General features: G+C 67.0%; 11 protein-coding genes. 2 read left to right on the top strand and 9 right to left on the bottom strand.

All coding sequences use genetic code 11. The annotated features are described in order from the left end of the window. Positions 1 to 28 precede the first annotated feature (28 nt). Both QMK61_RS11335 and QMK61_RS11330 read left to right on the top strand, forming a co-directional pair. Positions 29 to 670: a 4'-phosphopantetheinyl transferase superfamily protein gene (locus QMK61_RS11335; RefSeq protein WP_302072317.1), complete on the top strand. Its 642-nt coding sequence runs from the start codon at positions 29 to 31 to the stop codon at positions 668 to 670. 45 nt (positions 671 to 715) lie between these two features. Continuing rightward, positions 716 to 1459 (top strand): pyridoxine 5'-phosphate synthase, encoded by a 744-nt coding sequence (locus QMK61_RS11330; protein WP_302072316.1) that lies wholly within the window; start codon positions 716 to 718, stop codon positions 1457 to 1459. Positions 1460 to 1816: 357 nt separating this feature from the next. Here the strand turns inward: QMK61_RS11330 and QMK61_RS11325 are convergent, their stop codons facing one another. The 9 genes from QMK61_RS11325 to dnaA form a co-directional block, all read right to left on the bottom strand. Next, positions 1817 to 2227, bottom strand: coding sequence for a biopolymer transporter ExbD (locus QMK61_RS11325; RefSeq protein WP_302072315.1), 411 nt, complete (start codon positions 2225 to 2227; stop codon positions 1817 to 1819). A gap of 4 nt (positions 2228 to 2231) precedes the next feature. Beyond that, positions 2232 to 2663: a biopolymer transporter ExbD gene (locus tag QMK61_RS11320; RefSeq protein WP_302072314.1), complete on the bottom strand. Its 432-nt coding sequence runs from the start codon at positions 2661 to 2663 to the stop codon at positions 2232 to 2234. 11 nt (positions 2664 to 2674) lie between these two features. After that, positions 2675 to 3430 carry a MotA/TolQ/ExbB proton channel family protein gene (locus QMK61_RS11315; protein ID WP_302072313.1) on the bottom strand — a complete coding sequence of 252 codons (756 nt, stop codon included), beginning with the start codon at positions 3428 to 3430 and terminating at the stop codon, positions 2675 to 2677. Between the two features lie 50 nt (positions 3431 to 3480). Continuing rightward, positions 3481 to 4140, bottom strand: coding sequence for an energy transducer TonB (locus QMK61_RS11310; protein ID WP_302072312.1), 660 nt, complete (start codon positions 4138 to 4140; stop codon positions 3481 to 3483). 202 nt (positions 4141 to 4342) lie between these two features. Continuing rightward, a complete protein-coding gene (locus QMK61_RS11305; RefSeq protein WP_302072311.1) occupies positions 4343 to 5635 on the bottom strand; it encodes a tetratricopeptide repeat protein in 1293 nt (430 codons plus the stop codon). Positions 5636 to 6398: 763 nt separating this feature from the next. Next, positions 6399 to 8819 carry a DNA topoisomerase (ATP-hydrolyzing) subunit B gene (gene gyrB, locus QMK61_RS11300; protein WP_302072310.1) on the bottom strand — a complete coding sequence of 807 codons (2421 nt, stop codon included), beginning with the start codon at positions 8817 to 8819 and terminating at the stop codon, positions 6399 to 6401. Between the two features lie 124 nt (positions 8820 to 8943). Further along, on the bottom strand, positions 8944 to 10020 hold the full coding sequence (gene recF / locus QMK61_RS11295) for a DNA replication/repair protein RecF (protein WP_302072309.1): 1077 nt from the start codon (positions 10018 to 10020) through the stop codon (positions 8944 to 8946). Positions 10021 to 10110: 90 nt separating this feature from the next. After that, positions 10111 to 11211, bottom strand: a complete 1101-nt coding sequence (gene dnaN / locus QMK61_RS11290; RefSeq protein WP_302072308.1) for a DNA polymerase III subunit beta — start codon at positions 11209 to 11211, stop codon at positions 10111 to 10113. 248 nt (positions 11212 to 11459) lie between these two features. Continuing rightward, a complete protein-coding gene (gene dnaA, locus QMK61_RS11285) occupies positions 11460 to 12791 on the bottom strand; it encodes a chromosomal replication initiator protein DnaA (RefSeq protein ID WP_302072307.1) in 1332 nt (443 codons plus the stop codon). Between the last annotated feature and the right edge of the window lie 152 nt (positions 12792 to 12943).

Genomic DNA, 12943 nt, shown 5'->3' with positions numbered 1-12943 from the left:
GGCGGCCCCGGTCCGGCAGCATGCCGCCATGCGCACGACGGACGACCGGACCTTCGCGAAAGTAGCAGAGCCCCTGCGCGATGACGAGATTCACGCGTGGTGGCTGCCGTGGCGTCGCGAACATGGCCGCGCACCCTTGCGCGCGGTGCTGGCGGGCTACCTCGGCGTGCCAGCCGGGGCGCTGGCGCTGGTCGACGGCGAGCATGGCCGCCCGGCACTGGCCGCGCCGCACGCGGCGCTGGCATTCAACTGGTCGCACAGCGGCGAGCATGCCGTGGTGGCGGTGGCGCGCGGCATCGTGCCCGGCATCGATCTGGAACGCCTGCGTCCGCGGCCCCGCGCGCTGGAGATCGCGCGGCGCTACTTCCGCCTCGACGAGGCTGCCGCCCTTGCCGCGCTGCCCGGCCCGCAGCGTGACGAGGCCTTCCTCGCGCTGTGGACCGCCAAGGAGGCGGTGCTGAAGGCGCTGGGCCGCGGCCTGGCCTTCGGCCTGGACCGCCTGCAACTGACCGTGCCGCCGGCGCCCGCCCGCCTGCTGTGGCTGGATGGCGAGGACGCGGCCGCCTGGCAGCTTCACCGCTACGTTCCCGACCCGGCCTACGTCGCGACCCTGGCCTGGCGCGGCCCGCCGCGACGGGTCGTGTTCCGCGCGCTTGCCGCGGACGGCTGAACGGCGCATTGTGGGCGGCCCGCAGCCTGCGCGATGCCAGCCGCCATGACCCTGCTCAGCGTCAACCTCAACAAGATCGCCGTGCTGCGCAACTCGCGCGGCGAGACCGAACCGGACATCATCCGCGCCGCCCACGCCTGCATCGAGGCCGGCTGCGGCGGCATCACCGTGCACCCGCGCCCGGACCAGCGCCACGTGCGCCCGGACGACGTGCGCGCGCTGGCCGTGGCGCTGCGCGGCCGGGTCGAATACAACATCGAGGGCAACCCGTTCGCGCCGCCGCGCGGCAGCTATCCCGGGCTGGTCCAGCTGGCCCGCGAGGTGCGCCCCACCCAGGTCACCCTGGTGCCGGACGCCGACGGCCAGCTCACTTCCGACCATGGTTTCGAGCTGGCCCGCGATGCCGAGCGGCTGCGCCCGCTGGTGGCCGAGCTGCGCGCGCTGGGCTGCCGGGTCAGCCTGTTCGTGGACGCTGGCACCGGCGGCTTCGAGCACGCGCTGGCGATCGGCGCGGAGCGCATCGAGATCTACACCGGCCCGTACGCGCATGCCTTCGCCGAAGGCGACGCCCGCGAGCAGCTGGCGCTGTGCGTCGATACCGCGCGACGCGCACAGCAGGCCGGACTGGCGGTGAACGCCGGCCACGACCTCAGCCAGGCCAACCTGGGCACCTTTCGTGCCGCCATCCCCGGGCTGGCCGAAGTCTCCATCGGCCATGCGTTGATCGGCGAGGCACTGTACGACGGCCTCGCCGTCACGGTGCGGAACTACCTGCAGATCCTGGAGTGAGCGTGCGACCCGCAGCTTTCGTGCGCATCGAGCGCGGGTGGGCGATTCGCGGGTAGCGTGGGCCCGGCAGCTTGCGCACCGCGCTTCGGACGTACCCTTTCCGGCCTGCCGGCACCCTCTCCCAGAGGGAGAGGAGGGATTCACCCGCCGCCCTGATGCACGCGGAGACGTCACCCGCTTCGACACCCGCTTGGGGATCTTGGCTACGCTGGCCGGCAGCCATTTCCGAGCGGGATGCGAGACGCGGGTGAAGGCAGCGACCAGGCAAGACGCCATCGTGCGGCCATCCCCACAAACAACAACCCCCGCGCAAGGCGGGGGTTGTTGCGGGTAACGCTTGAAACCGCGCTTGCGCGCTTATTGGCCGCTTTCGGTGAAACCGACCTTGACCAGGTTGTAGCTCTTGGCGTCGGCCAGCACCTTCGCCACGTACTCGTAGGCCACGTTGTCGTTGCCGTCGATCTGGATCTCGGGCTGGTCGGCCTGCTGCGCGATCACCGCCATCTGCGCCCGCATGCCGAGCTCGTCCACCGGCGTGTCGTTCCAGTAGAGCTGTCCACCCTGGTCGATCTTGAGGTGGATGGGCTCTTTCGGATTGTCCGGGTTGTGGACGTTCGGGTTCGGCTGCGGCAGGTCGATCTTCACCTTCTGGGTGACGATCGGCGCGGTGATCATGAAGATGATCAGCAGCACCAGCAGCACGTCGACCAGCGGCGTGACGTTGATGTCCGACATCGCGCCTTTCTTGCCGCCTGTACTCATCGCCATGTGATTACTCCTGCACCTGGCCGGCGGGTCGGGTGGTCATGAAGCCCACGTGCACCATGCCGGCGTTCTTCGCCTCGCCGAGCATCTTGCGGACGATCTTCCACTGCGTGTCCTTGGCCGCGCGCACCTGCATCTCGGGCTGCGGCGACATGCTGGCGTAGACGGCGAACTTGGCCTTCAACTCCGACTCGGTGACCGGGTTGTCGTTGAGGTACATGCTGCCGTCATCCTTGATGGCGAGGTCGACCGGTGGCACTCCCTGCCCGTTGTTGTCCGGCTTCACCTCATGGGTGCTCGGCAGCGTGACCGTCACGGTGTGCGACATCAGCGGCGCGGTGATCATGAAGATGATCAGCAGCACCAGCATCACGTCGACGAGCGGCGTGACGTTGATGTCCGACATCGCGCCGCCGTTGCCTCCGGTACTCATCGCCATGATTCAGTACCTCACTTGCCTTCGACGCGCGAACCCGTGGCAAAGAAGTCGTGCAGGTCATGCGCGAATTCGTCGAAGCGGGCGTAGGTCAGGCGGTTGGCGCGGCTGAAGAAGTTGTAGGCGAACACGGCCGGGATGGCGGCGAACAGACCGAACGCGGTCATGATCAGCGCCTCGCCCACCGGGCCGGCCACCGCTTCCATCGAGGCGTTGCCCGAGGCGGAGATGCGGATCAGTGCGTGGTAGATGCCCCACACCGTACCGAGCAGACCCACGAACGGGGCGGCCGAGCCGACCGTGGCGAGCAGGGTCATGCCGCCTTCGAGGCGCAGGCTCTCGCGGTCCACCGCCTGACGCAGCGCGCGGTCGATGAACTCGGAGCGGCTCAGCGACTCGGCCAGGCGGCCGCCGCCGGCCGAAGCCTGCTGGTGGTGCGCCACGGCCGAGGCCGCGTCGAGTGCGATCTTCGAGAACGGCTCGCTCTTGGGCTGGGCTTCCAGCTCACGGATCGCGTCCTGGGTGGAGGGGTTGTTCCAGAAGCCGTTGATGACCTTGTCGGCGCGGCTCTTCACCATCGAGTTGCGGATCGCGTTGGCGATGATGAAGTACCAGGAGGAAACGGACATCAGGCACAGCGTGATGACCACCACCCAGCCGAGCGGATCTTCGTGGCGAAGGAACTCGCCGACGCTCATCTGCTGCATGGCGGCGGCGGCGGAGCTGGCGCCCGCGGAGGGGGAAACAGGAGTGTCTTGGAAGAAGAACATAACGCTACCCTTGGGAAGTCAAGCGTGAACTGTAGTGACTGTAACCGGAATTACAGGTTGTTGAGGGAGAAACTGACCGGCACGCGAGCGTAGCCTTCAACCTTGTTGCCGTTCTTTACCTCGGGGTTGAAGCGCCAACGACGTGCAGCCTCCATGGCCGCGCGATCCAGCTCGCGATAACCGCTGGACTTTTCTACCTTCACATCCTTGACGGATCCATCCACCGCCACCAGCACGAGCAGCGTCACCGTGCCTTCGTGGCGCTGGCGCAGTGCCTGGGGCGGATACCGGGGCGGATTCCGGCTCTGGTAGCTCAGATCCACGCTGGCCGTGATGTCGCTCGGCGGGGCCGGCGGCGCCGGCGGCGCCGGCGGCGGCGCGGCCACCGCGTTGTTCGACTGCTCCGTGACCGGCGGCGGCGGGGCCGGCGGTGGCGGCTGCGGCGGCGGGATCACCTGCTTGATGATCTTCGGCGGCGGCTGCTTCGGCGGCTCCGGCGGCGGCGGCGGCGGCGGGGGAGGCGGCGGCGGCGGCTCGATGAAGTTCACCTGCACGATCTGGTCTTTCTTGACATGCGGGGCCTTGGGCGGGCCAGCCGGGGCGAGCAGCACGAGGAACGCGAACGCGTGCAGAGCAATCGCGAACGCGATGGCGATCGTGCGTCCCCAACTGAACGGCTTTGGACCGTAATTTGAGTTACTGGAGGCCATCTGTCACTTTCGATCAGGAGCTAGTCAGCGGAATGACGTGGTCGCAGCACCCGTCGGCAAAGGACATCCGCGGAGGATGACATTTGCCACTGGACAATGCGGGAATTTACCAACGGTACAACAGCCCATGGCGTTTGTATAGCGTCGAAATGGCGTAGAAATGGACGTCCATTCGACCCTGCCGCCAGGCTTCCGGATACGCTTATTCGGCGCCCGCTTTCTGCAGCCAGGCCTTGGCCTTGCTAGCGGTCGAGGGGTCCTGCTCGGCCTTGTGCATGGCCGCGATCGCACCCGCCTTGTCCTTCAGGCCGCGCTTGGCCTCGGCCAGCAGCATGTAGGCCGTGCCGGTGTGCTGCACGCCCTTGTCGATGCCCTGCTGGATCAGGCCCTTCGCCTCGCTGTACTTGTTCTCGGACAGCAGCAGCTGGCCGGCGCGCACGGCAGCCTCACCGTCCTTGGCCATCGGGATTGCCTTCTTGTAGGCGTCGATGGCCTTGGCGTTCTCGCCGCCGATGTAGGCGGCATCGCCCAGCAGCTTGTAGTTGTCGTAGCTGGAGGTGACCACGCCCTTGCCCATGCCGTCGTCGAGCACCGCGATGGCCTTGTCGGCGTAGGACTTGGGATCGGAGGACGAGTTCTGGCCGGTGATCAGGTACAGCTTGGCCAGGTTGACGTATTCCTTCTCGGTCTTGAGGTTGCCCTTGGCGCGGGCGTCCTCCATCACCTTGATCGCCTCGGGATACTTCTGCGCCTGCATCAGCACGGCGACGGCGTTGTTCAGGGCGTCGGGATCGTTGGGGTTGCTGGAAAGCTGCTGCTGCGCCAGCTGGGAGGCCTGGTCGCTCTGCCCGGATTCGGCGTAGGCGGCCATCAGGATCTGGTTCCACGACGGCTTCGGCTGGGCGCCGGGCACCGCCTCGGCCTTCTTGATCGCGGCGATCGCTTCGGGATACTTCTGCAGGCGGTAGTACGCGTTGCCTTCCAGCGCATAGGAATCGGCGGTCTCGCGCTTGCCCTCGGCGCGCCACTTCTCCACCGTGTCGATCGACTGCTGGTACTGCTGGTCGGCCAGGTAGAACTGGGCCAGTTCGTACTCGAGCTGGAAGTAGGTATCGTTCGGCAGCACGCCGTCGGCCAGCGCCTGCTGCAGCAGGTTGATGGCGCCCTTCAGGTCGCCCTGGTTGTAGGCGAGGCTGGCCATGCCCTGCAGGGCCAGCGCCTTGGCGTACTTGCTCTTGCTGCCGTCGATGATCGGCTGCAGCAGCTGGGTAGCCTTGGCCTTGTCGCCCGAGTTGGCCGCCGCGAGGCCTTCGTTGAGAGCCTTGGACTCCTTCTCGCTGGTGAGGTCCAGCTTCGGCTCGGCGCGCGTGGCGTTGGGATACTGCGAGGCCGCCTTCTCCTTGTCCTGATGGCTGCGCGCCATCGCCGGTGTGCTGGCCAGGGCCAGGGCGAGCGCCGCGCCGGTCAGCATCGTGGTCAAGGGAGCGTGTCTCATGGCGTTCCTCTGTGATTTCACGCACAAAGCGTGCGGGGGATTTCTGAGAGTACCCTGACCGGACCCGCGATAACAAGTCGCAGCGCGACATTAAAGCTTCATTAAAATCAATTACTTGCGGAAAAGTTCCCGTACGCTCGCGCATCTTGGCGCCAACATGCTTGCCGTGACAGGCATGCTCCCGTCCCGATCCAGGCTCCCGGGCTGCCTCCGGGGATGGACCAATGTATTAATGTATTAGTATTTCCGATGCGGCAGTCGGTAGTCCGCAGTCGGTAGCGCGGAGGGCGCGGCGTGATGACTGCGCCGGCCGGCGATTTGTCGCAATGGGGCATCCGCTGCGCCCCGGACCGGGCGCAGCGGGAAACACGCTGCCAGGGCGCCGGCCTCAGAGCCTGTGCACGATCTCCAGGCACCTCGCGTTGGCCTCGCATGGCCGACAGGTGGTAGTGCGTGGCGCCGGCCTGCCTGGCTGGCCAAGCCTGCGCGCTGCCGCATGGCGGCCCTGCGAGGCCAACCCGGAGGGCCGGGTCTGTTGGCCCGCAGGCCGGCGTCATCGCTCCGTCGTGGACGGGCGTCCACTTCGTGACTCACTCACCGGGGACCTCGAGCCCTTTGAACAGATGAGGCGTGAGTCCGCGACTATCCATCGGGGCCCGCAGGCCATGGCCTGCATCACAGGCCGGATATAAGACTGCTACTCGCGGGCTTCCATCTCATCCAAGCGGCTCTTGCCAGGCCGGGAGGCGTCCATATAAGGCTCTCAGATGTCGAGGTTGGCCACCTTCAGCGCGTTCGCCTCGATGAAGTCGCGGCGCGGCTCGACCGCCTCGCCCATCAGCATCGAGAACATCTGGTCGGCGGCGAAGGCATCCTCGATGCCGACCTGCAGCATGCGGCGGGTCTCCGGGTTCACCGTGGTTTCCCATAGCTGTTCCGGGTTCATCTCACCCAGGCCCTTGAAGCGCTGGATGGTGCGGCCCTTCTTGGCCTCGTCCAGCAGCCAGCTGCGCACCTCGGCGAAACGGGTGACCCCGCGCGAAGCGTTGCCGCGGCGCACCACCGCCTCCGGCTGGATCAGCCCGGCGAGTTGCTGGCTGACGTGCAGGATGGGCCGGAATTCCGCGCCGGCGAAGAACGCTTGCGGCAGCAGCAGGGTATGGCTGAGGCCATGCTGGTCGCGCACCACCTCGACCGCCGCCGGCTGCTCGCCCTGGGCGGGACGCAGCGCCAGCCGGTAGCGCGGCTTGCCCAGCCCGCTGGTCGCCAGCCGCTGCGCCACGCCGTCCAGCCAGGCCTGCATCGCGGCCGGCTCGGCCCACAGCTCGGGCGCGATCGGCGGGTGCTCCAGCAGCGCCGACAGCACGCTGGCGTCGAAGCGGTGGCCGAGGCGCTCGATCTGGTCCAGCGCGGCCTGGTAGTCGCGCAGCAGCTTTTCCAGCGCGGGGCCGGTAATCGCCGGGGCGGCCGGATCGGCCACCAGTTCGGCGTTGTCCACCGCGCTGGAGATCAGGTACGCGTTGAGCGCCGCGTCGTCCTTCAGGTACAGCTCCTGCTTGCCCTGCTTCAGCTTGTACAGCGGCGGCAGGCCGATATAGACGTGGCCGCGCTCGATCAGTTCGGGCATCTGGCGGTAGAAGAAGGTCAGCAGCAGGGTGCGGATGTGCGAGCCGTCCACGTCCGCATCGGTCATGATGATGATGTGGTGGTAGCGCAGCTTGTCCGGGTTGTAGTCCTCCTTGCCGATGCCGGTGCCCAGCGCGGTGATCAGGGTGCCGACCTCGGCCGAGGACAGCATCTTGTCGAAGCGCGCCTTCTCGACGTTGAGGATCTTGCCCTTCAGCGGCAGCACGGCCTGCGTCTTGCGGTTGCGGCCCTGCTTGGCCGAGCCGCCGGCGGAGTCGCCCTCGACCAGGAACAGCTCGCACAGCGAGGGATCCTTCTCCTGGCAGTCGGCCAGCTTGCCCGGCAGGCCGGCGATGTCCAGCGCGCCCTTGCGGCGGGTCATCTCGCGGGCCTTGCGCGCGGCCTCGCGGGCGCGGGCGGCATCGACCACCTTGGAGGCGATCGCCTTGGCCTCGTTCGGATGCTCCAACAGGAATTCGCCCAGCTTCTCGTTGACCGCCTGTTCCACCGCGGTCTTCACCTCGGAGGAGACCAGCTTGTCCTTGGTCTGCGAGGAGAACTTCGGGTCCGGCACCTTCACCGACAGCACGGCGATCAGGCCTTCGCGCATGTCGTCGCCGGTGGGCGTGATCTTGGCGCTCTTCGCCAGGCCTTCCTTCTCGATGTAGTTCTGCAGCGAGCGGGTCAGCGCGGCGCGGAAGCCGGTGAGGTGGGTGCCGCCATCGCGCTGCGGGATGTTGTTGGTGAAGCAGAACATCGTCTCCTGGTAGGAGTCGGTCCACTGCATCGCCACTTCCACCGTGATGCCGTCCTGCTCCGAGCTGAGGCTGATCACGTTGGGGTGCAGCGCGGTCTTCATCTGCGCCAGGTGCTGCACGAAGGAACGGATGCCGCCCTCGTAGGCGAAGACGTCGTCGCGCCCTTCGCCGCGCTCGTCCTTCAGCTCGATGGTGACGCCGGAATTGAGGAAGGCCAGCTCGCGCAGGCGCTTGGCCAGGATGTCGTAATGGAACTCGATCTGGCTGAAGGTCTGCGGGCTGGGCAGGAAGCGCACCGTGGTGCCGCGGCGGTGGGACGGCCCCACCGTCTTCAGCGGATACAGCGGCTCGCCCAGCGCGTATTCCTGCTGGTATTCGTGGCCGTCGCGATGGATGGTCAGCCACAGGTGCTCGCTCAGCGCGTTCACCACCGACACGCCCACGCCGTGCAGGCCGCCGGACACCTTGTACGAATTTGCGTCGAACTTGCCGCCCGCGTGCAGCACGGTCATCACCACCTCGGCGGTGGAACGGCCTTCCTCCGGATGGATGTCCACCGGGATGCCGCGGCCGTTGTCGGTCACGCTGACCGAGCCGTCATCGTGGATGACCACCAGCACCGTGTCGCAGTAACCGGCCAGCGCTTCGTCGATGGCGTTGTCCACCACCTCGAACACCATGTGGTGCAGGCCGGTGCCGTCATCGGTATCGCCGATGTACATGCCGGGGCGCTTGCGCACCGCTTCCAGGCCCTTGAGAACCTTGATGTTGCTCGAGTCGTAATGGGTGGTGTCATTCATGCGTTCGCGGCTTCCTGGGGCCATGGCCGCCATCGGCGGCGCCGACGCGACGAGGCTTGGGGTATTCCCCCGATTATAGCAGGCGCGGGTCACGGCCCTCTTTCAGGACGGACGGGCGCCTCGGTCAAGCCGGCAGGATCTGGCCGTGTTCCACGTGGAACACGCGGACAGGCAGGCCGCGCATCGGTGCGGGCACGTCGGTGCCCGTGACCAGGACTTGAGCACCGCTGGATTGCAGGAGATCCAGCACTGCGTGCTGATGCGGCTCGTCCAGTTCCGAGGCCAAGTCGTCCAGGCAGACCAACGGCCATTCCCCGTTCCGTTCGGCGAACAAGGCGGCCTGCGCCAACAGGCAGGCCATCGCGGTGAGCTTTTCCTGGCCGCGCGAGAGATGCTCGCGCATGGGGGCCTGCTCGAAGACAATGGCCCAGTCGGCACGATGCGCGCCCTGCCCGGTGTGACCCCGACCCACGTCACGGCCGCGCTGCGAGGCCAGGACCTCGCCCAAATCCCGGTCATCCGCCCAGCCGCGACGGTAGCGGCATTCGAGCGGCCCCAGTTCAGGCAGCAGGCGGGTTGCCTGCCGCTGGAGATGTGGCGACAAGGCCTGCAGGTAGGCGCTGCGCCAACCGTCGATCTGCCGCGCGCACTGGACCAGCTCCGCCTCCCAGGGTGCAAACAGCGCATCGTCGCCGGGATCCGAGCTGCGCAACAGGCTGTTTCGCTGCTTGAGGGCGCGCTGGTAGCGTCGCCAGACGGGCAGGAACGCGTGTTCCACGTGGAACACCCCCCAATCCAGGAAGCGCCGACGCTCCTCGGCGCTTCCTGCGATCAGCGCATGCGAGCCCGGCTCGAAGCAGACCACGGCACAGGCCTGTACCAGTTCACCCAGGTTGGCTCCCTCGCCGTCGATGCGCGCTTCCCAGCGATTGCCATTGCGCCCCAGGCCCAGCCGGAGCAGGCGATCATCGGCGCGGCGCCATTCCCCGAAGACGCTGAGCGTGACGGCGCCACGCTGCAGCAAGGCGTCCCGGGCGCCACTACGGAAGGAACGACCATGCGACAACAAAAACGCCGCCTCCAGCACGCTGGTTTTCCCTGCCCCGTTCGCGCCGGCCAGCATGTGCAGCCCGTCGCCCAGCTGCAGTTCCGCATCGGCGAGACAACGCAGCCCCTGGATGCGCAGACGTTCCAGCCTCATCCGCGCGAGCCCCGGATACGGCAACGCCGGAACCGCGGACGGTTCCGGCGTTGCTGGGTGCGAACGTGATGCGCGAGCAGCACGCGTGCGTCAGAGCCGCAACGGCATGATCACGTGGCGCGACTGCTCGTTGTCTTCTTCCTGTACCAGACAGCTGGATTGCGCATCGCGCAGGCTCAAACGCGCCTTGTCGCCGCGCAGGGCACCCAGAGCGTCGAGCAGGTAACCCACGTTGAAGCCCACGGCCAGGTCGGACACCACCGTCTCCGCCTCGACCTCCTCCACGGCCTCTTCCTGTTCCGGGTTGTGCGCCACAATCTTCAGCTTGCCCGGGGACAGCTCCAGCTTCACCCCGCGGTACTTCTCGTTGGAAAGGATCGCCGCACGCTGCAGTGCGCCGCGCAGCACCTCGCGGTCCAGCGTGGCGTGCTTGTCGGCGCCAAGCGGGATCACCGCTTCGTAGTCCGGGAAGCGGCCGTCGATCAGCTTGGAAGTGAACACCACGTCGCCGCGGCGCACGCGCAGGTGATTGCGGCCGAACTCCAGTTCCACCTGGCCCTCGCCGGTCTCGAACAGGCCGATCAGCTCGTTGACGCCCTTGCGCGGGATGATGATCTGGCGGCGGGTGGATACCGAGCTGTCCAGCCGGGTTTCCTTCAGCGCCAGTCGATGACCGTCGGTGGCCACGCAGCGCAACGTGTGCTCCTGCAGGTCCAGCAGCATGCCGTTGAGGTAGTAGCGCACGTCCTGGTTCGCCATGGCGAAGGCGGTGCGCTCCATCAGCTCGCGCAGCACGTCTTCCGGCAGGCTCACCTTCTCCACCAGTTCGATCTCGTCGATGGTGGGGAATTCGCTGGCCGGCAGGGTCGCCAGGGTGAAGCGGCTGCGTCCGGCGTTGAGCGCCACGCGGTCGCCGTTGAGCTTGAGGTCGATGCGGGCGCCGTCCGGCAGCGCACGCACGATGTCGAACAGCTTGCGGGCCGGGATGGTGATGTCGCCGTCTTCCAGCTTCTCGGCGTCAGTGGCGGCGACCATCTCGACTTCCAGGTCGGTACCGGTCAGCGAGACCCGTCCGTCGGCGACCCGGACCAGGAGATTGGCCAGTACGGGCAGAGTCTGGCGGCGTTCGACCACGCCGACCACCTGCTGCAGCGGCTTGAGCAAAACTTCTCGTTGGATGCTGAATTGCATGGTCTGGGCGTCCCCTACACTGCTGTTCTGTTCTTAAAAGACGTTATGGTGGTTGCTTTTGGCGCAGTGGATAACCCGAAAACGCAAGTTTTCCTTTTGCAATCAAAAGCTTGCATGAAACGAGACCTGTGCTTCACGCGGCTTGGAAGTTGTGCGCGGATTGTGGATAAAAACCTCCGCCAAGCCATGCACGCATTATCCACAGCTTACCCCGGTTCCGTCCAAGGCTTATGCCCAGCCCGGCACGATCAGCCGGTCAGGATGCGGATCAGCTGTTCCCAGTCCTGGCGCATGCGGGCGTCGGTCTCGCACAGCTTCCTGATCGTGCGGCAGGCATGCAGCACCGTGGTGTGGTCGCGGCCGCCGAAGGCCTCGCCGATCTCGGGCAGGCTGTGGTCGGTCAGCTCCTTCGACAGTGCCATCGCGATCTGCCGCGGCCGCGCCAGCGAGCGCACGCGCCGCTTGGACAGCAGGTCCTGCAGGCGCACGTTGAAGTAGTCCGCGGTGATCTTCTGGATGTTCGGGACCGTCACCGCCTGCGCGTGGGTGGCCAGCAGGTCGCGCAGGGTCTCCTCGGCGAAGGCGGTGGTGATCGGCTTGCCGTAGAAGTTGGCGCGGGCGGCCAGCGTGTTGAGCGCGCCTTCCAGATCGCGCACGTTGGAGCGGATGCGCTTGGCCAGCAGCATCGCCACATCTTCACTCACATCCACGCCCTTGTCGTGCGCCTTGGACAGCAGGATCGCGGCGCGCGTCTCGAAGTCCGGCGGCTCGATCGCCACCGACAGGCCCCAGCCCAGGCGCGACTTCAGCCGCGGCTCCAGCTTGTCCACTTCCTTGGGGTAGCGGTCGCAGGTGAGGATGATCTGCTGCTTGGACTCGAACAGCGCGTTGAAGGTGTGGAAGAACTCCTCCTGCGTGGTGTCCTTGCCGGCGAAGAACTGGATGTCGTCGATCAAGAGCGCATCCACCGAGCGGAAGCGGCGCTTGAACTCGTCCATGTTCTTGGTGCGCAGCGCCTCGATCATCGCGCCCACGAACTGCTCCGAGCGCAGGTACAGCACCTTGCAGTCGGGCTTGTGCTGGCGCATCAGGTTGCCGGCGGCGTGCATCAGGTGGGTCTTGCCCAGCCCGGTGCCGCCGTACAGCAGCAACGGGTTGTAGGCGCGCCCGGGGTTCTGCGCCACCTGCATCGCGGCAGCCTTGCCCAGCTGGTTGGACTTGCCTTCGACGAAGGTCTCGAAGGTGTAGTGCGGATCGAGGTTGTGCGCGAACGGCGCCGCGGCGGCGGCCGGCGCGGCCGCCCGGGGCGCCGCCGCCGGCTTCGCCGGGGCGGGGCGCGCCGAGCTGGAGCCCACATCGAGCCGGACCGTCTGCGGCTGCCCGGTGAGCTGGCCCAGCACCGCCTCGATGCCGGCCAGGTAGCGCTCGCGCACGGTGTCCAGGGTGTAGGGGTTGGGCGCGAACAGCTGCAGGCCGGCTTCGTCCTCGCGCGCCTGCAGCGGCATCAGCCAGGTGTGCAGGTCCTCGGCGCTCAATTCGCCTTCCAGACGCTCCAGACAGCGCCGCCACAAATCACTCATGAATAATCGTCAACCACGGCAGGGGCGCTTGCGCGCGAGGGTGGACGGGGAAGTCTAGCAGGAGCCGCCGGGCTTCCGGCGCGGGATATCCACATGCCTGTCCACAAGGCTTTCCACAGCCGCATGGCTGCGCCATTTGACAGCATCGGCCC

The sequence above is a fragment of the Fulvimonas sp. R45 genome (assembly GCF_030504985.1).
Lineage (GTDB): Bacteria > Pseudomonadota > Gammaproteobacteria > Xanthomonadales > Rhodanobacteraceae > Rhodanobacter_A.
This window is presented reverse-complemented; position numbering and strand designations above follow the sequence as displayed.

Bases quoted from the DNA above. Each gene is read 5' to 3' on its own strand.
- QMK61_RS11315 (WP_302072313.1), bottom strand. From the start codon at position 3,430: ATGTTCTTCTTCCAAGACACTCCTGTTTCCCCCTCCGCGGGCGCCAGC.
- QMK61_RS11310 (WP_302072312.1), bottom strand. From the start codon at position 4,140: ATGGCCTCCAGTAACTCAAATTACGGTCCAAAGCCGTTCAGTTGGGGA.
- gyrB (WP_302072310.1), bottom strand. From the start codon at position 8,819: ATGAATGACACCACCCATTACGACTCGAGCAACATCAAGGTTCTCAAG.
- recF (WP_302072309.1), bottom strand. From the start codon at position 10,020: ATGAGGCTGGAACGTCTGCGCATCCAGGGGCTGCGTTGTCTCGCCGAT.
- dnaN (WP_302072308.1), bottom strand. From the start codon at position 11,211: ATGCAATTCAGCATCCAACGAGAAGTTTTGCTCAAGCCGCTGCAGCAG.
- QMK61_RS11305 (WP_302072311.1), bottom strand. From the start codon at position 5,635: ATGAGACACGCTCCCTTGACCACGATGCTGACCGGCGCGGCGCTCGCC.
- QMK61_RS11320 (WP_302072314.1), bottom strand. From the start codon at position 2,663: ATGGCGATGAGTACCGGAGGCAACGGCGGCGCGATGTCGGACATCAAC.
- dnaA (WP_302072307.1), bottom strand. From the start codon at position 12,791: ATGAGTGATTTGTGGCGGCGCTGTCTGGAGCGTCTGGAAGGCGAATTG.
- QMK61_RS11330 (WP_302072316.1), top strand. From the start codon at position 716: ATGACCCTGCTCAGCGTCAACCTCAACAAGATCGCCGTGCTGCGCAAC.
- QMK61_RS11335 (WP_302072317.1), top strand. From the start codon at position 29: ATGCGCACGACGGACGACCGGACCTTCGCGAAAGTAGCAGAGCCCCTG.
- QMK61_RS11325 (WP_302072315.1), bottom strand. From the start codon at position 2,227: ATGGCGATGAGTACAGGCGGCAAGAAAGGCGCGATGTCGGACATCAAC.